The organism is Paraprevotella sp. (genome assembly GCF_986071375.1).
Genome location: NZ_CFQRNQ010000016.1, coordinates 1 through 18,697 on the forward strand (window position 1 = coordinate 1; position 18,697 = coordinate 18,697).

Annotated in this window: 14 protein-coding genes; 12 read left to right on the forward strand and 2 right to left on the reverse strand. The window is 50.3% G+C overall.

Annotated features, from left to right (window positions below; all coding sequences use genetic code 11):
- Window positions 1-133 precede the first annotated feature (133 nt).
- Window positions 134-367, forward strand: a complete 234-nt coding sequence (locus AC5RDV_RS09535; RefSeq protein ID WP_276787332.1) for a hypothetical protein — start codon at window positions 134-136, stop codon at window positions 365-367.
- Window position 368: 1 nt separating this feature from the next.
- Entirely contained in the window at window positions 369-845 is a 477-nt protein-coding gene (locus AC5RDV_RS09540) for an outer membrane beta-barrel protein (RefSeq protein ID WP_008624175.1), read from the forward strand.
- 420 nt (window positions 846-1,265) lie between these two features.
- Here the strand turns inward: AC5RDV_RS09540 and AC5RDV_RS09545 are convergent, their stop codons facing one another.
- Entirely contained in the window at window positions 1,266-1,490 is a 225-nt protein-coding gene (locus AC5RDV_RS09545) for a hypothetical protein (RefSeq protein WP_147639870.1), read from the reverse strand.
- A gap of 380 nt (window positions 1,491-1,870) precedes the next feature.
- Between AC5RDV_RS09545 and AC5RDV_RS09550 the strand changes: the two genes are divergently transcribed.
- From AC5RDV_RS09550 to AC5RDV_RS09585, 8 genes are all read left to right on the forward strand, one after another.
- Window positions 1,871-2,605, forward strand: a complete 735-nt coding sequence (locus AC5RDV_RS09550; protein ID WP_428388979.1) for a hypothetical protein — start codon at window positions 1,871-1,873, stop codon at window positions 2,603-2,605.
- Window positions 2,606-2,719: 114 nt separating this feature from the next.
- Entirely contained in the window at window positions 2,720-3,076 is a 357-nt protein-coding gene (locus tag AC5RDV_RS09555) for a P-II family nitrogen regulator (RefSeq protein WP_008624169.1), read from the forward strand.
- A 57-nt stretch (window positions 3,077-3,133) separates the two neighbouring features.
- On the forward strand, window positions 3,134-4,393 hold the full coding sequence (locus tag AC5RDV_RS09560) for an ammonium transporter (protein WP_276787328.1): 1,260 nt from the start codon (window positions 3,134-3,136) through the stop codon (window positions 4,391-4,393).
- A 52-nt stretch (window positions 4,394-4,445) separates the two neighbouring features.
- Entirely contained in the window at window positions 4,446-6,635 is a 2,190-nt protein-coding gene (locus AC5RDV_RS09565) for a glutamine synthetase III family protein (RefSeq protein WP_282748463.1), read from the forward strand.
- A gap of 344 nt (window positions 6,636-6,979) precedes the next feature.
- A complete protein-coding gene (locus AC5RDV_RS09570; protein ID WP_282748462.1) occupies window positions 6,980-8,089 on the forward strand; it encodes a serine hydrolase domain-containing protein in 1,110 nt (369 codons plus the stop codon).
- A gap of 337 nt (window positions 8,090-8,426) precedes the next feature.
- A complete protein-coding gene (locus AC5RDV_RS09575; RefSeq protein ID WP_282748461.1) occupies window positions 8,427-10,046 on the forward strand; it encodes a glycoside hydrolase family protein in 1,620 nt (539 codons plus the stop codon).
- A gap of 16 nt (window positions 10,047-10,062) precedes the next feature.
- A complete protein-coding gene (locus tag AC5RDV_RS09580) occupies window positions 10,063-10,260 on the forward strand; it encodes a hypothetical protein (RefSeq protein ID WP_282748460.1) in 198 nt (65 codons plus the stop codon).
- A 162-nt stretch (window positions 10,261-10,422) separates the two neighbouring features.
- Window positions 10,423-12,030, forward strand: coding sequence for a hypothetical protein (locus tag AC5RDV_RS09585; protein WP_282748459.1), 1,608 nt, complete (start codon window positions 10,423-10,425; stop codon window positions 12,028-12,030).
- 588 nt (window positions 12,031-12,618) lie between these two features.
- On the opposite strand, the gene AC5RDV_RS09590 is transcribed toward AC5RDV_RS09585, so the two are convergent.
- A complete protein-coding gene (locus AC5RDV_RS09590) occupies window positions 12,619-15,435 on the reverse strand; it encodes a two-component regulator propeller domain-containing protein (RefSeq protein ID WP_494222155.1) in 2,817 nt (938 codons plus the stop codon).
- A gap of 392 nt (window positions 15,436-15,827) precedes the next feature.
- Here AC5RDV_RS09590 and AC5RDV_RS09595 point away from each other — a divergent pair, with 392 nt between their 5' ends.
- Together AC5RDV_RS09595 and AC5RDV_RS09600 are read left to right on the forward strand one after the other, a co-directional pair.
- Complete coding sequence (locus tag AC5RDV_RS09595) at window positions 15,828-16,352, forward strand: RNA polymerase sigma factor (RefSeq protein ID WP_282748457.1); 525 nt, start codon at window positions 15,828-15,830, stop codon at window positions 16,350-16,352.
- A 45-nt stretch (window positions 16,353-16,397) separates the two neighbouring features.
- Window positions 16,398-18,686, forward strand: a complete 2,289-nt coding sequence (locus AC5RDV_RS09600) for a hypothetical protein (protein WP_282748456.1) — start codon at window positions 16,398-16,400, stop codon at window positions 18,684-18,686.
- The last annotated feature ends 11 nt before the right edge of the window (window positions 18,687-18,697 follow it).

The window sequence follows — 18,697 nt, forward strand, 5'->3', positions numbered from 1 at the left end:
ACTTGACTTTTCCCGTCATCCGGTTACAGAAGCTATTTTCTCAAAAAGCCTATTTTTCAATAACTTTGCTCTACTTTTCCATATCTCACCGATTATTGCTACCTTTGTATTTACAATTTAAAAAGACAAGGGTATGAAAAGAAGACGGTTCCGGAAATCCACCGTTATCTTGTTGGGATTTACTTTATATTCCGTAGCGGTGTATGCCTATTTCATCCCCCGTACGGATATGGGCAGCCGGCATATTTGGGCTACGATGGCCTTAAATGCCGTGATACTGGTGGCGTTGTGGTATCTTTACCGGCGGCGTGAAAAATTGGCGGATAAACAAGAACATGATATGGATATTAATCAAGAAAAAAGATAATATGAGAAAGTTAATGCTGTCCTTGCTGCTGATGATGGCGGCAATGGGTGCGAAGGCACAATTTGAGAAGGGGACTACGTATGTGTCGGCTTCCACCACCAGTTTGGGGTTATCCTATAGTTCCAACGAGAAGTTGAATTTCGGTTTGGAGCTGAATGGAGGTTATTTCATACAGAAGGCGTGGATGCTTTATGGAAAGTTGGGGTACGACCATACGCGTTGGACCGACCATTTCCAGATGGGAGTAGGCGGGCGTTATTATTTCACGCAAAACGGCATTTATATGGGCCTTGGTTTGCAGTATGAGCATGCCACCAAGAGCGTGAACAACGTGCAGCTATGCCCCGAGGTGGGGTATGCCTTTTTCGTGAACCGTTTCATCACGATAGAGCCGGCGGTATATTACCACATGAGCCTGAATGACTTCTCGGACGGAAGCAAGGTCGGCTTGAAGTTAGGATTAGGTTTTTATTTCTGATAAGAAATATCCGATAGGGCTGTGCCGGAAGGCTTGTATGGGTTTTCCGGCACAGTCCGTTTGGGCTTTCGGGGATGTCCGGTTTGTTCCGAGGAAAACAAGACCTGGCAAATTGTCGCGTTTGTTTCTTGTTTTATTGCAGGATGATAGCTTTTTCCTTTTTTCTGTGAAGTGAAAACCGGATATAATGAGGTGGAAAAACGCGAGTTTTGAATAAATATAAGTTTTAGGCTGCATATATGCGGCCTTTTTCTGTATATATGTATTTCAATCTCAAGAGATTGGTTTTTCGGTCTCTTGAAGAAACACTTTTTTTCTCCTCTTGTCAGTGCAGCGGTGTGTTGAAACGGAGGTGGAAAGGTCTTGTTGCGGTGGAAAAAACGAGGTTCTCTCTTCGTTTTTTCTCTTATTGTGGCCTGTTTACGGGGCAGAAACGGAAATCAGGATGTCGGCAGATACGGGGATGAAGCTTACGTGCCGTCGGCCGACGTGCGGTTCAATGACTTGTTCGTCTGTCTGCGTGTACACGAAATGCCTGTGTAAGATGTCATTGGGATAAAAGTCCGGCGTGCGAGATTTCGTTTTTTTCGTGACTGTCGGCGGCAGAAGGGATATGGATGATTCTCGCAGTGGTTGGCTTGGCATTTTGACAATTTGTAAAATGTGTAGGGAGAATTATGAAATCGCTTCCAATAATATGGGGACGTACAGGGCTTGGGAGCATGGGGCGTTTTTGGCAAATAAGTTTTCAACGGTTTTTATTTTGGTGAAAGAACACGAGTATTTTGGTCTTTATAGTTATAATCAGAAAGGTTTTGTTGTGTAAGTGCTAATAAATCGCAATCTACTCAAATATTCTTTGTAAAAAGGAAACCGAATTTGTTTATTGAGTTATCAAAAAGACATAACTTTGCATTAAACAAAAGCATATTGATTGATATTTGTGGTTACAGTTATACAAAAAGAAAATTTCTACGCGCAGAATGGAGTTGGTATGTTATGTTTCATATAAAAAGGTAAGAAGTATGATGGAGAAGATTCAGAAAGCAATGGCCTTAGGGATGGCGGCAACGCTTGTTCCGGTGGCAGCAGGAGCGCAAGACAAGGTGGAAGCCTCAGTCGGGGCAGACTTGGTGAGCAGTTATATTTGGCGTGGCCAGGAATTAGGCGATGTCAGCATACAGCCTTCCGTTTCGCTTTCGTGGAAAGGCCTTTCGCTTACGGCATGGGGTTCAGCCTCTTGGGGCAGCGAATATGCCAAAGAGTTCGATTTGACTTTGGGCTATGCCATAAAAGGTTTCAGCGTGTCGGTTACCGATTACAGTTTCAGCAAGGGGACGAATTTCAAGACGGGAGCGGATATTGACGGGAAGTACTTCCATTTCGGCAGCAATTCCACGTTGCATGTTTACGAAGCGCAGGTTGGGTATGACTTCGGCTTCCTGGCCGTGGACTGGTACACGAACATCGGTGGCAACGACGGGTTGAAAGAGGATGGCAAGCGGGCTTACTCTTCTTATTTTGCACTTTCCGCTCCTTTCCGTTTAGGCGGTTTGGATTGGAATGCCACGGTGGCGGCCGTGCCTTGGGAGACATCTTTCTATAATGGCGGTTGTTCGGGCTTTGAAGTGTCCGAGGTAGCCTTGTGGGCGGCCAAGGAGATTCGGGTAACCCAATCGTTTGCCTTGCCTTTGTTTGCCAAGGTGACATGGAACCCGGCTACGGAGAACGCCTATTTTACGGCAGGACTCAGTTTCTAAGCATAATAAAAATGTGATAATTCCTAAAGGTTGGTTTTGGACAAGGTAAGTAAGGTTGTTTGAAGGGATAACATAAAAAGAAAGAATAGGATCAGTAATATAAATGGGTTAATTATGAAAAAGATTGAAGCGATTATTCGGCGGACCAAGTTCGATGATGTGAAGGATGCCTTGTTGGCGGCAGACATCGAGTGGTTCTCGTATTATGAAGTGAGGGGCGTGGGCAAGATGCGCGAGGCGCGTATTTACCGTGGCGTGGCCTACGACACCAGTTCTATCGAGCGCATGTTGGTGTCCATCGTCGTGCGCGACAAGAACGTGGAGAAGACCGTGCAAGCCGTGATGAAGGCTGCCTATACGGGCGAAATCGGCGACGGGCGCATTTTCATCATCCCGGTGGAGGATTCCGTCCGGATCCGTACGGGGGAGCGCGGTGACATCGCGCTTTATAACGCGGAACAGGAAAAGTGAGGCGGGACGGTTTCCGCCAAGGTTAAAAACTTAGTTGAATGATAAAAAAGTAAGATTATGGATACATCAATGATATTGGATTCAGGCCACACGGCTTGGATGATAGTGGCAACCCTTTTGGTGTTTATGATGACGATTCCCGGAATCGCCTTGTTCTACGGTGGCCTTGTGCGTCAGAAAAACATGCTGAGCCTGGTGATGCAGAGCCTGGCCATAGCCGGGGTGGTCAGCATCTTGTGGGTGGCTTTCGGCTATAGCCTTGCCTTCGGCACCGGATATGAAGGCAGCGGTTTCTTTAAATACGGTATCGGGGGATTCGACAAGGTGATGTTGAACGGCATAGGTTTGGACACGCTGACAGCGACCGGCATTCCCGAAATGCTGTTCGTAATGTTCCAGTGCATGTTCGCCCTGATTACACCGGCTTTGATTCTCGGTGCGTTCGCCGAACGTGTGAGGTTTGCCGGCTTCTTGTGCTTCACGGTGTTGTGGAGCATACTGGTCTACATGCCTATGGCCCATTGGGTATGGGGCGGCGGTTTCCTGATGGAAATGGGTGCCGTGGACTTTGCCGGAGGCACGGTGGTACATATCAACGCAGGTGTGGCCGCATTGGTGATGGCACTTATGGTGGGGCGGCGTAAGGATTATAGGGCAGGCCGTCCCATCACTCCGCACAACATTCCTTTTGTCTTTTTAGGCACGGCATTGCTTTGGTTGGGTTGGTTCGGATTCAATGCCGGAAGCGGCCTGGCAGCCGACGGTCTGGCGGCCAATGCGTTTCTGGTGACGCATATCGCCACGTGCATGGCAGCCGTCACTTGGGCGGCCATTGATTGGGCCGTCAACAAGAAATGCACTACGGTGGGGGCTTGTACGGGTGCCGTGGCGGGCTTGGTGGCCATTACTCCGGCGGCAGGTTCGGTAGACTTGTTCGGAGCGTTGTGTATCGGTTTGATAACGTCGGCAGTTTGTTTCTGGATGGTGGCTGTGGTGAAGCCCAAGTTCGGTTATGACGATGCCCTCGATGCCTTTGGCGTGCATGGGGTGGGCGGCATCATCGGGTCGGTGCTTACCGGCGTGTTTGCCACCCGTTTTGTCACTGGTGAAGATGGCGTGCAGGGTGCGCTTTACGGAGATTGGAACCAGTTGTGGATTCAGATTGCGGCCACGGTCATTTCGATGGTGTTCAGTGCGGTGATGACCTTCGTGCTGTTCAAGGTAGTGGACAAACTGGTCGGCATCCGTGTGGACAAGAGAGTGGAAGAAGAAGGGCTTGACATTTACGAACACGGTGAATCTGCCTACGATTTGTAAGGCAGGCCGTAACCGGCAAGAATAATATGGAAATCAAAATACTTAGGTGATTATGTCAGAATTAAGATTCAGGGTTGTAGAGAGTGCCTTCCATGTGAAGGCGAAAGAAGTGGCTGTTCCGACGGAACGCCCCAGTGAATATTTCGGCAAGTATGTGTTCAACCGCGAGAAGATGTTCAAGTATTTGTCCAGTACTGTATATGCGAAGTTGGTGGATGCCATGGACCATGGTGCCGCTTTGGATCGCAACATTGCCGACGAGGTGGCTTCGGGCATGAAGCGTTGGGCTACGGAATTGGGGGTGACGCATTACACCCACTGGTTCCAACCGTTGACGGAAGGCACGGCAGAGAAGCATGACGCTTTCGTGGAGCACGACGGCAAAGGCGGGATGATGGAAGAATTTTCGGGAAAGTTGCTCGTGCAGCAGGAACCCGATGCCTCGTCCTTCCCCAACGGGGGCATACGGAACACGTTCGAGGCGCGCGGCTACAGTGCTTGGGATCCCTCTTCGCCCGTATTCGTGGTAGACGACACGCTGTGCATCCCCACCGTGTTCATCGCTTATACCGGTGAGTCGCTTGATTACAAGGCTCCTTTGCTGAAGGCTTTGCGTGCGGTGGACAAGGCGGCGGTAGAGGTGTGCCATTACTTCGACCCCTCTGTGAAGAAGGTGGTTTCTTATTTGGGATGGGAGCAGGAATACTTTTTGGTGGACGAAGGCTTGTATGCCGCCCGTCCGGACTTGTTGCTGACCGGGCGTACGCTGATGGGGCATGAAGCTTCGAAGAACCAACAGTTGGAAGACCATTATTTCGGGGCCATCCCGACCCGTGTGGCCGCTTTCATGAAGGATTTGGAGATACAGGCATTGGAACTGGGCATTCCGGTGAAGACACGCCATAACGAGGTAGCGCCAAACCAGTTCGAGCTTGCTCCGATCTTCGAGGAATGCAACTTGGCGGTAGACCACAACATGTTGATCATGTCGCTGATGCGCAAGGTGGCCCGCACGCACGGTTTCCGCGTGTTGCTGCACGAGAAGCCTTTCAAGGGCGTGAACGGTTCCGGTAAGCATAACAACTGGTCGTTGGGTACCGATACCGGCGTGCTGCTGATGGCTCCGGGCAAGACGGCGGAGGAGAACTTGCGCTTCATCACATTTATCGTGAACACCCTGATGGCCGTGTACCGGCACAACGGTTTGCTGAAAGCCTCCATCATGAGTGCCACCAACGCTCATCGTTTGGGAGCCAACGAGGCACCCCCGGCTATCATTTCCTCTTTCCTCGGCACGCAGTTGAGCCGTGTGCTTGACCACCTGGAGGAGAGCACTGACGAGGAACTGGTCCTTTTGGAGGGCAAGCATGGGATGAAGTTGGATATTCCGCAGATTCCTGAGTTGTTGATAGACAACACAGACCGTAACCGTACGTCGCCTTTCGCCTTTACCGGAAACCGTTTCGAGTTCCGGGCTGTGGGTTCAGAGGCCAACTGCGCGAGCGCGATGATAGCTCTCAACACCGCTGTGGCCGAACAGCTGGCGGAATTCAAGGCTGAAGTGGATGCCTTGATGGATAAAGGCGAGACCAAAGAGGCTGCCCTTATCCAGGTGATACGGAAATATATCAAAATCTGCAAGCCCATCCGTTTCGACGGGAACGGTTACAGCGATGAGTGGAAGGCCGAAGCAGAGCGGCGCGGTCTGGATTGCGAGACGAGCTGCCCCGTTATTTTCGACAACTACTTGTCGGCAGAGAGCATTGCCATGTTCGGCTCTACAGGAGTGATGACCCAAGTGGAGTTGGAAGCCCGCAATGAAGTGAAATGGGAAACCTATACCAAGAAAATCCAGATAGAAGCACGTGTGCTCGGCGATTTGGCCATGAACCATATCGTGCCTGTGGCCATCGGGTACCAAAGCAAGTTGATAGACAATGTGTACAAGATGAAGGGATTGTTCAGTGCGGAAGAAGCCGGCAAATTGTCGGCCGAGAACCTGGCCATCATCAGGGAGATTTCCGAACGCACGGCCTATATCAAGGATCACGTGGATGTGATGGTCGAGGCTCGCAAGGTGGCCAACAAGATTGAAGGCGAACGGGCAAAGGCCGTGGCCTACCATGACACCATTGCACCGATGTTGGAACAAATCCGTTACCATATCGACAAGTTGGAGTTGATTGTGGACGACCAGATGTGGCCGTTACCTAAGTATCGCGAATTGCTGTTCATTCGTTGACGGCAAGATTCTTTATTTTTTTGGAATTTAGATGGTGTAGCCGGGGTGTCGTGAGACAGTCCGGCTTTTAGGACTTAAAATAATGGAGTATGTAGAAAAGAAGACCTATTGTGGGCTGTATGCTCTTGTGGAATGAAGAATGGGGCTGTAGTGGCATTCGGAGTCTTTACATCCCACAGATGGAGACGGTCGTGAGATAGTCAAGGCGTTTGTCGATACCATTCGGTTTGGATGATTTTTTTTCGCATTTACAAGGGAAATGCAAAAAAAACAAAATAGAATAAGTAAAATGGGCCGGAAAAACGTATTATGGAATAGATGGTGGATGATAAAATGGCAAAGGTATGAAGAAAATTGAAGTTTGGATATGGGGATGCCTGTTAGGGGGCATGGTGGCCGCTTGCGGCGGCGGGAACGGAACGCACGGGGAGAAGCCGGACTTTACGGGGCTTGACTCGTTGATTCAAGGTTGGGTGGACAAGGGATATTATCCCGGTGCGTCCATTTGTGTAAAACAGGATACGGCGGTTTTGTTCCGCAAGTCATACGGTGCCGTATCGCCGGACACTCCCGTTTATGTGGCCTCTGCCGGAAAGTGGGTGGCCGCTGCGGTGGTGGCCGCCGTGGTAGACCGGACGGAACTGTCATGGGACGACCCTGTGGAGAAATGGCTGCCGGAGTTCAAGGGAGACCCGAAAGGCGTGATTCCCTTACGCCGGTTGTTGTCTCATACATCGGGTATCCGGCCTTATTTGCCCGAACCTCGGGTCGATAATTACAACCATTTGGATTCGGCCGTAGCGGAAATCTTGCCTTTAGATACAGTATTCACGTCCGGAGCGCGGTTCGAGTATGGCGGTCTGGCCATGCAGGTGGCCGGGCGCATGGCCGAGGCGGCTGCGGGGAAGGAATTTGAAACCTTGTTTCAGGAGCTTTTAGCCGGGCCTTTACGCATGACTTGTTCCCATTTCACTCCTGTCAATACGGACGGAGGACACGCACCCATGTTGGGCGGCGGGCTGTGTACGACGTTGAATGATTATATGAACTTTTTAGACATGATTATACATGGTGGCGTTTTCGAGGGACAGCGTATTCTTGGGGAAGCCACCGTGAAAGAAATGCAGGCAGACCAAGTGGGAACAGCTAAAGTCGCTTCTGGAGAATATGTGGAGCGTGCGCTCGGACGTCATCATCAGGGCATTTACGGACTGGGCGAATGGCGTGAAATGGTGGACGAGGAGACCGGAGAGGCCTATCGTATCAGTTCGCCGGGATGGGCCGGAGCTTACCCTTGGATTAACTTGCGCGAGGGTGTCTATGGTTTCTTCATTGCCCATGTGACGGGCAGCAGTAGCAAGCCCGACGGTTTTTCCTCTTTCTACGGCAGTCCGGTGATAGCAAACATGGTTTCTGAAGAAATTTCGAAAAAAAATGGGAGGACGGTTAAGTAGTTTGCCGTTCTCAAGCGTATAAGATAATGAAAGCAGTTGGTTAATATTGAAATTAGGTTAAGGTGGTTTCAGGGTATTAGGTTTGTCTGAGGTGGAAGGTTGTTTTCAGGATATTTTATTTTCTCGCTCTTTTTAGCCTGTATCCGGTGTTAATCATATTAGAAAAATAAGATAAAGGTTGGTCGTTCGTATCGTATTTTCGTATATATGATTATAGGGATGCCGGTTGTGTGGGGGGGGGAAAAATGCTTTTTTGTCCTATTCTTGTTGGGGATTGTCCTATCATGATAAGACGCAAATGCGGTATCTTTGCCGTAGAATAAAAACTAAGGAACGAATGAAAAGACTCTTTATGCTCTCTTTGGCCGTTGCGTTCGGTTGGGGAGCCCGTGCACAAGTGACGGAACGGGAGCGTCCGTCCGATTGGAAATACTTAGTGGAAGGTGCCCGTTTTATGGACCGTTTGCAACCGATGAAAGGCGAAGTCCTGTCGGCCGACGTATGGGGAGCGGACAGTGTCCGTCCCCGTCTGGTGGATAATGGGATTGAATTGGCCGGAACGTCTTTTTGGGGTGGAAACATCTTGCGGGAGCCTGACGGGAAATACCATCTGTTTGTTTGCGGATGGCCGGAAAACTCACCTAAAGGACACATGTTCTGGCCTAACTCTACGGTATACCATGCCGTGGGCGAACGTTTGGAGGGTCCGTATACCGTGCGCGACACGATAGGCAAAGGACACAATCCCGAAGCGTTCCGGTTGGCGGATGGCCGCGTGGTGGTTTATGTCATTGACGGGTATTATATTGCCCCTTCCGTGAAAGGGCCGTGGCAGTACCGAAGATTCACTTTCAATACGCGTAACCGCAACATCGTGGAAGGCTTGTCCAACCTGACTTTTGCGCGCAGGCCGGACGGCTCTTACCTGATGGTGTGCCGGGGCGGTGGCGTGTGGATTAGCCGCGATGGCCTTGCTCCTTACGAACAGTTGTCAGACCGTAGCGTATATCCTCCGGTGGAGGGACGGTTTGAAGACCCGGTGGTATGGCGCGATTCCCTGCAATATCATCTGATTGTCAACGATTGGTTGGGACGCATCGCCTATTACCAACGTTCCAAGGACGGGTTGCATTGGGTGACGGAACAAGGCGAAGCCTACGTGCCAGGCGTGTCCGTGCATCCGGACGGACGGGTGGAGCATTGGTTCAAGTACGAGCGTCCCAAGGTATTTCAGGACGAGTCGGGGCGTGCCGTGCAGATGAACTTTGCGGTAATCGACACCATAAAATGGGAAGACCAACCGAACGATAACCATAGTTCCAAGAATATTTGCATTCCGTTGAATCCGGGATTGCGCTTGGAAGTGCTTAACAAGGAACCTATTACGGCAGGCACGAAGGCCATAGAGGTGAGGATACGGGCGGAACAGGGATTCAACCCGCAAAAAGACATAGACGTGAGGTCCTTGCGTTTCGGGTCGTTTACTGAAGTCAATTTCGGCCGGGGCAGCAAGGTGGTCCGTACCCGTAAGGAAGGGAAGGATTTGATTGCGGTGTTCGATGGGGCGGGGAGCGGCATCGGCCCGGATGAGTTCGCGCCCAAATTGTTAGGACGCGGCAAGAAGGGCGGTTTGCTTTACGGCTATGCTTCCTTGCCTTACGTGGATTACCGTCCGGCCATGCTTTCGGCGGCTTATCCCATGTATGACAAAGAACGGCAGGCTTTGATTCTGGAAGTGAAGAACTATGGCTTGTCGGCTTCCCGTCCGTCCCGTGTGGCGGTGCTGGCTGATGGACGTACGTTGGCTGAAGGCGAAGTCGGGAAACTGTTGCCTTATGGTGTGCAGGAACTGCGGATGAAAACGGCATTTGCCCCTACGGCAAAAGAATTGTCCACATTGACGGTCGTGTTTTATACCGATGGGCAGGAGGTGCGGCGTGACATTTTAAGGTATTAACGAATCAAACGAGGGCGTGAACGTATTACCGGAATATTTGTGCGCCCTGTTTCTTTGGGGCTGGTGTCTGTCATTGGGCGCGGCCCGTGCCTCCTGTGAAGTGTTGGACCTCAATCCGGATTGGAAATATCTGTCCGGAGGCCATCCCTGGGCTGAGCAACCGGCTTACGGTGACAGGGCGTGGGAGCCTATCAGTCTGTTTAGTATTATTTAACTGGTTGGAATAAGTCTTTTGTGGTTCTCGAACGTATTTAAGATAAAGATGAGTTGGTTTTTTCATGCACTTATTCATCGAAATTAGGTTAACAGTTAGTTTGAGGATTGGTTTTGCGTGGGGTAAGAAGGTTGTTTCTTCAGGAAAAAATGCGTAGGAACAATGAAAAGACAAATTTTATTATTAGGATTAGTTTTGATGGTATGCCGGGGGTGGGCGGCCGAATGGCAATGGTCGGTGCCCATACCCGGCATTGTTTCTGATGAGACCGGTGGGCATCCGAGGGCATTCCTTTACATCCCGGACGATTGCCATCGGGTGAAAGCCGTCATGGTGGGCAACCACAACATGTGTGAAGAGACGTTGTTTGAGAATGTGTCTTTCCGCCGCGCCATCCGGGGCATGGGACTGGCTTTGGTTTGGGTCACGCCCGGATGGGACCAAGTGTGGAATGCGGATAAGGGTACACCGGAAGCGTATTGGCGTATGTTGGAAGATTTGGCTGAGGTCAGCGGATATGCGGAACTGGCGTATGCGCCCGTCGTGCCGTTCGGCCATTCCGCCATGGCTACTTTCCCTTGGAACTTTGCCGCCTGGCATCCGGAGCGTACGTTGGCCGTGGTGTCTTACCACGGCGATGCCCCACGCACGAACCTGACTGGCTACGGACGCGAAAATATAGAGTGGGGACGTACGAGGAATATCGACGGCATCCCCGGTCTGATGGTAGAGGGAGAGTATGAGTGGTGGGAGGCCCGTGTCAATTCGGCCCTGGCATTCCGTATGATGTATCCCGAAAGTTGCATTTCATTTTTGTGCGATGCGGGTCGCGGCCATTTCGATGTGTCGGACCGTACGGCGGAATATATCGCCTTGTTCGTGAAGAAGGCCATGCAGGCGCGTCTGCCGGAGGATGCTTCGGAAGGCCATGTTCAAGAGTTGAAGAAAGTGCGTCCCGAGGACGGTTGGCTGGCGGAACGTTGGCATCCCGTGCAGCCGCGTCGGGCCAAGGCTGCCCCTTTTGCGGAATACAGGGGCGACGTGCATGATGCGTTCTGGTATTTCGACCGTGAGATGGCAGAACTTACGGAAGCCCGTTATGCCGAAGAACGTGGGAAGGAACTGTTATATTTGGGTGTGGAGCAGCAGGGGCGTTTGGTGGGATATGACGCAGAGCGGCATGTCAAGGCCAATCCGCGTTTCATACCGGAAGCAGACGGGTTGACGTTCCGCTTGCGGCCTGTTTTCACCGACAGCCTCCGTCGCAAGGTGGTGCATCCGGACGTGAAGGGGCATCCTTATGTCGAACGTATTTGCGGCCCGGTGAAAGTGGTGGACGATACGACATTCAAGGTGGATTTCTACCGCATGGGCACAGGCAATGTGAAGCGTACGGCAGAGATGTGTCTTGTGGCTTGTTACGATGGGGACGACCGCCATAAGAGTGTGGTACAGGAACTCACCATCCGCATTCCTTATCCCCTTAAAGAGGGTAAACGGCAATGTTTGCTCTTTCCCGGTCTGGAAGATGTCGGGGAGGGGACGGATGTGGTGTCGCTCAAGGCAGTTTCGGATTGCGGTCTTCCTGTATCTTATTATGTAAAGGAGGGACCTGCCGAGGTGGAAGGTTCGGCTTTGCGCCTGACCCGTATCCCGCCCCGTGCCAAGTTCCCGGTGAAGGTGACGGTGGTGGCCTGGCAATACGGCTTGCCCGGGCAGGTACAGACGGCCGAACCTGTGGAGCGCAGCTTTTATGTCCTCCGCCGTTGACGGGTTAAGGGGGGCAAGGGCTATGGACTCGTTGTATTTGCCTATGTGTCATACGATTGTGTGTTTTTGAATCAAAATGTAAGTGAAATAAAGATTTCAGGAAGCCGGGAAATAGAAATAATTTCTCTGAAAATTGTGTTTCGTGAATAATTATACGAAATATATGCAGGAAAACGCCTTTTATTCCGGAAAAATGCGAATTTCTTTCAGGCGAATGAAAAATCGTTTGGAGCAAGGTGGAAAATCATTCGGCGCAGAATGACGGGTGTGCCTTTGCCTTTTGGTGTTTGGGGAGGCTGAAAACGCCCGAAAGTATGGCTTTTTGAGGTGGAAAAACTCTATTTGGTTCGTAAAAACATGGATAGACGAAGTGCCAAAATGTACTTCCGTTGCATCTTGTCTGCGGAAGTTTCTTGTGAACCGTATTGCATGGGCCGGTAAACAAGTCCATAAGGAACGTAAAGGGCAAATTTTGCTTTCTTCTTGACTTTTTCAATCTTCACGAGAATCCGTTATTTCCGGTTCGTCTTACGGAAAAGTGGAAATCACGGATTCTCGTGAGGCAAGGATTTACTTTTTGACATATTGTCAGTCCATTCCGGTTTGCTTGTCTTTTGACGCTTTCGCTTTGTTTTTAGACGGGCGTTCAGCTTCTTTCTTTTGCAGCCACTCTGTGGGCGTGCAATGTTCGAACTTCTTGAAGGTGGCAAAAAAAGTGGAACGTTTGAAGCCACAGGCTTCAGCGATGGCCGACACTGTGTACTGGCTGTTCTTCTCGTCTGTCACGCGGCGTTTGAATTCCTCCACTCGGTAAAGGTTGATGAAGTCGAAGAAAGTCTGTTTCAAATGTTGGTTGAGCATTTGTGACAGTTTGGCCGGAGTCGTATCTGCCATAGAGGCCAGTTCCGTGAGGCGCAGGTTGGGGTTGGTATACGGCCTTTCCAACTCCATGCATTCCTTGATTTTTTTATAGATGGTTTTGTGTTCATTGTGGTTCATTTTGGATTTTTGGTACAAAGCCTGTGCCCGTGCTTCTTCGTATTCCTTTTTCTTCTGTTCGTCCCGTTCCTTTTGCATCCTGATTGCCCGGGAGGCTGCGATGGCCATGTCCATTTGATGTTTGCGGGAAAAGGCCTGTTTGATCCTCATGCGTTTGGTTTTGAGGACGTGGAACTGCCATGTCGTGAGGAGCAGCAAGATGAACAGCAAGGTTTCCAGATAGAACAGAATGGAGGGACGCACGGAGATTTGCCACGTCGTAGCGGTCTCCTCGTGTCCGGCTAACCTGATTTTCAAGTCGTGGTTGCCTACGGTTAGTTTGTTGAACAAGATGTTTTCCCCTTCCGCATAAGAACGGAAATCGCTTCCGTCTATCGAATATTCATAATACCGGCCTTGCGGATGCCCGTAGTTGAGCAAGAGGGGGACGATAGCCAATGTTTGGCTGCGGAAATTCCAGTCTAATCTGATTTTATACTGTGTGTACTGTAGGTGGAAATCTGACGGCGACAACGGCAAGCCGTCTACCGTGGCTTCGTTTAGTATCACTTTTCCTCTGGTCGGGCGTGTGAGCAATGTCTGGTCTTTTCGGGGAATGTAGATAAGCCCTTCGGTACAGCCAAACCAGAATGTGCCGTCTGGGGTTTCTTGGAATTCATTCCGATTGAATTTCAGTGAAGGGAGGTTATCGGTCTCGTTGAACTGGCGGTAGTGTTTCAAATCCTTTTCAAACAGGAAGAGGCCTCGGTCGGTACCAATCCAATATTTTCCCTGCCGGTTTTCCGTGACGAAGAAGATGTTTCCGACCTGTATGCGGTCGTAAAGGTCCAATGTGGTATATTCGCTCAGGTCCGATTTGGTACGGAAAACGGAAGTCTCCGACATGGCCAATATGTCACCGTTGCGGCAAAGGTTGAAAGTCAGGTTAGCTTCGTTATTGAAGTAGTTTTCAGGAAAATCTCTGGATTGGATGGTTTGTATAAGCGGGTCATAAATGGCTAGTTTGTCCATGCTGCCTATCCAACCTTTTCCGGTAAGGTCGAACTGTATGTCGCAGATGTACCCGTCCGGTAGTTCCGAGTTGCGGCTATGGAAATGCTTGACGATGTTGAAGGCTGTGTCGAGCACAAAAATGCCCATATTGCTGCATGCGAAGAGCAACCGGTTTTGTAAGGGTTCGATACGGCTGAAATTACCGTTCCTCAGTTTTTCGTCCTGATCCAGATGGTGCAGTTCCAACGTTTTCGGATTGAGGATACACAATCCTTTTTCATAGGTGGCGATGACGAAATACCCGCCGAAGTATTGGATATTGGTCACGATGCGTCCGCCGAGTTGTTCGGGAGTGAAATAGTGGACGATGTCCCGCGATTCCGAGATAAACCACAGTCCTTCTCTTGTGCCTATGGCTTTGTCTCCGTCGTGTATGCAAAAACTTCGTACAGTAAGCTTTCCGGTGTCGAAGTTCTTGTACCGGTAAATCTGGAAAACCGGTTGTCGGTAATAGTTGTAGCATGCACCGTCTTGGGCAAAGCCGAACCAGTTGATACCGAGTTCCGCATCGTGCCAGAAAGTATAGACGGCATTGGCCGGAAGAGGGAAGTCTGGCGTGTCCGTCCGGAACCTCCGTACGATTTGGTTTGTATGGGTGTCTATGATATAGGCTCCGTTGCCGTCGGTAGAGACATAGAGTTGGCTTTTTCCATCGGAATAGAGATCGTAGATGACCGGGCAGTCCATATTGATATAGGGACGGAATGAAGCTGTGGCCGGGTCGAAGGCAAACAGACCGTTGTTGTTTGTTCCTATGAACAGGCGTTCACCCACGCGGCAGATATTACGCAAGTAACCGGTAAACAGTTGAGGGGGGGCTTCAAACGTTTTCAGGGTCTTTTGCCGTAGGTTCAGGTGAATCAGGCGCTCGTTGCTGCAGAGCCATGCTCCTCCTTTGCCGTCGTCTGTGATGTCGTTGATGGTGTTCCCTTTGGAAATGATGTTGTTCCCGATTTTGATGGCTTCGGCTTTTTCTGGACTTTCGTATTGCCACAAGCCGTTTCTTGCCCCGATGAGAAGTGTGTGCCCTACAGTTCCGAATCCGTTGACATAGTCGATTTGAGGACAGATATGCTCACAGGTTTGCAATGGTTGGTTGACGATATAAAGCCCGTTGCGTGTACCGAACAAGATTTCTCCCTTTTCTGTTTCCACAATGTCAGTCACGGCATTGAGCGGTTTGGAGCAGTCGATGTGGAAATGGGTAAATGAGCGGCCGTCGAACCGGCAGATGCCGTTGAATGTGCCGAACCACATCAAACCTCGGCTGTCTTTGAAGATTTTGTATACCGTATAATTAGGCAGCCCGTTCACATCCGTTATATAATGTATGGATGGCAGGATATTCGCCATTAATGGAATACATTTATGGTGCGGGAAGGCTGTGGCAAAGATGAATATCAATAGATGGGTTCGAAAAGCTTTCATGAATCGATTTATCTCGTTAACGTCTGCAAATTTATATTTTTAGGTGCAGGATTGCAAGTTTTAGCCTTGCAAATTAGGCGGAAAAGGCTTGAAAAAGTGGTGTTCCCCGCATGGAAGCTCATATCTGCAAGTCTGTCCAATTTTTACAGACTGCTGATTGGGGGGGGTAAATGTTTGTTTTCCAGTTTGTTATATAGTTCTTAGTCTGATGGAATCTCAATAAACGCCATGAAAAGGACGGAAGGTTGTTTTTTGATTTTCCAATCCATAATTTTGCGATGTCCAAAAGGCGAATAAATATTAAAACACATAATATCATGAAAGAGCTGAACGAAATTCCTAAAAAACAGTTGGTGGCAGAAGCTTATGCCCTTTATCGCGAAAAGCTAGTGGCTTATGCTTATAAACGTATCCATGACATGGAGGATGCCGAAGATGCCGTGCAGGATGCATTCATCCGAATCCTGAATATGGGGGACATGGTGTGTGCCGCTACCATCCGTAATCTTGCGTTTACGGTCGTCCAGAACATTTTGGTCGACCGGCTGAGGGCACGGGTGAGAAAAGCTGAGGTCTATTCGTATATGTATGACTTCCGGTCGGAAGTCTCGGACGAGATGGAGCAGAAAATACATGCCCAAAGTCTGGTGGAGAGCGAACATGTACGGATGAAGGCATTACCTTTGGCTTGCCGGAACGTATATTACCTGAACCGTTTCAGGGAGAAGTCGGCCGAGGAGATTGCACAGCAGCTCCATGTTAGCCGCCGTACGGTACATGCCCAGATACAGAAAGGCCGTGTGTTGGTAAGGGCTTATCTTAAAGCTGTCGGGGGATATTGAATCCTGATACGTTTTTGTATTTTTAATTGAAAAAAGAAAATAACCATGAAGGTATTGAGGTTTTGTTGGTGTGTCGTGTGGGTAATAGGAACAGTGAATATATGGGGAGCACGTGTGGCTGGAGTTTGGGACGAGATTGTCTTCGGACAGCCGTCTTCCGAGCGGAGACATGGTTTTTCCGACAAGGCAACCGAGATTGTCAGAGGAGGGATGGAAGAACCGGCTCGTGTGTTGTTACCTGTGCCCGGTGAACGGGTGGAAGGTGGCAATATGACCTTTACAATGAAAATAGATCCCGACCGGCAGAATTACTTCACCGCCCGTTTTTGGGGATCCGACAGTGGAAACAGTAATCTGTTGATATTGTTTTGTGAAGGAAAGCAGGTGGGCTACCGCCATTTGGGCGACTACGACGTGTTGGATATCGCCAATGAGGATTTGCCGCGTCCGGGACATTTTACTTATACCACCGTGCCCTTGCCGTTCAGCATGACGAAAGGGAAGGAGAAAATAGAATTGAGCATACGTTCTACCGGACGTATAGCGCGTTACGGAAATTCTTTCGACGCGTACCAGAAAGTAATGGAGAAGCCGTCGAAGGCCATTTATAAAGGGTATACCCATACAGAGGCCTGGTTCCGGCCTTCCAAGAAAGAAATCCGGGAATTCGAGCAGGGAGAGCGCCGGGTGCGTACGGCACCGGGTGAAGAAGTCATGGAGGAAGTCAGGCAATTTGTGAACCGCCAGATATCCGGCTATATGAAGAAAACGGAAATCGATCAGGAAACTGCAGCCCTTTTGGCGTACGCTTACCACGAACCTTGGACGGTGGCTTACCGAAATAAAGCTGTGGCAGAGCAAGTCATCCGTACGGCCGACCAATATTATGAACGTTTTGCCCGTGAACCCAAATCGGTTTACGACGGTTCATGGCTGACAGTTGGTCCCCTGTGTGAGGCTTTGAATGTATTCGTGCCGGAGGTTTGTGAAGTGTGGGACGGGAAAATGGCCAACGGGCGTACGCGGAGGGAAAACTGGACGGACATGTTTGCCGCGTGTGTGGACTATGCCAAGACACACCGCCGTTCGTACACCAACCAAAGCATGATTGTGGATTTACATCTGTATAACGTGAACCGTATGTTGGCTGTTTTTGCACCGGAAAAGGCTCTGCCTGTCTGGCAAGCCTTGGCGTTCATTTATGAATCCATGGGCATAGCCCCGTGGTCGGGCAGTTTGTCGGCCGACGGGCTGCCTACGTGGCCGTTGGGGAAGACATATTACCAGTTTTCACAGGACGGACTGAGCAAGGAATTGGGCTACGTGGGCGGCTATGGCGAAATACTGAACTGGATGGTGCATCTTTATGAGGCTACGGGTGAACGCGGCCTGACGGACACTCGTGACCCCTTGGTTCGTGCCCAGATGTTGAAAATCCTGCATGCGCGGAGTCATTTCCGTTATCCCACGCCAGATAATGAGGGATATGCCGCCATGCGTGGCGAATCGGTCATCGGTTGGCGTGACCATGGCTATTATCCGGCAGGCATCACTTACGGTGAGCGCGGCTACCATCGTGAGGGCACGCCCATCATGGCTGCGGCCGCCACGTTGGATCCAGAAGCGGTGGCATACGCCCAACAAATGATGGAGGACAACCAGTTCTTTGCCGTGGTCAAGGAGAAGATGAAAGACCGAGGATTGAATTCCACCTATACGCTCTTGCGTTTGCCGGGCGAATATGAACTGATTATGAAACAGCCGCGCCGTGAAGGACGTCTGCCCATGTCGGAAGGCATGCCGGACATGCTGTTCTCGGACGAGGAAGTCGGCGTGGTGGCGTTGAAGAACGGGGATGAAATCCTATACACATCTTTGTATTGGCGGGCCAATTTCGCGGTGAACTTCTTGGCGCGTGTACACTACATCACTCCAGAATGCGACCGTGTGGCCACCGTGTTCGAAGACATCCGGTATACGCCGAGCGGATATACCTACACCCGTCCCGAACGGAACAATCTCTTTTTCTCTCCCGCACGGAATTTCTATCCTGAGGTAAAGTCGGCTCATACCGGTGAACAACTCCCGATAGCGAGGATACCCGATGGTGTGGAGTTTAAGCCCGGACAGGAAAGCGTCTATGCCGGAAAGGGGGATTTCTATATCTTGCGTTACGGCAAGTATCTGATAGCCATGAACTGTACCCGTGACCAGACATTTGATGTGACGGTCCCGACGGAGGGACGGGTACATACATTCCCCGGAAAAGAGGTCGTAAGGGATAAGGTCTTGATGGTACAGCCGCGTTCGACAACGGTACTGATAGTGGAATAATCAAAAGGTTG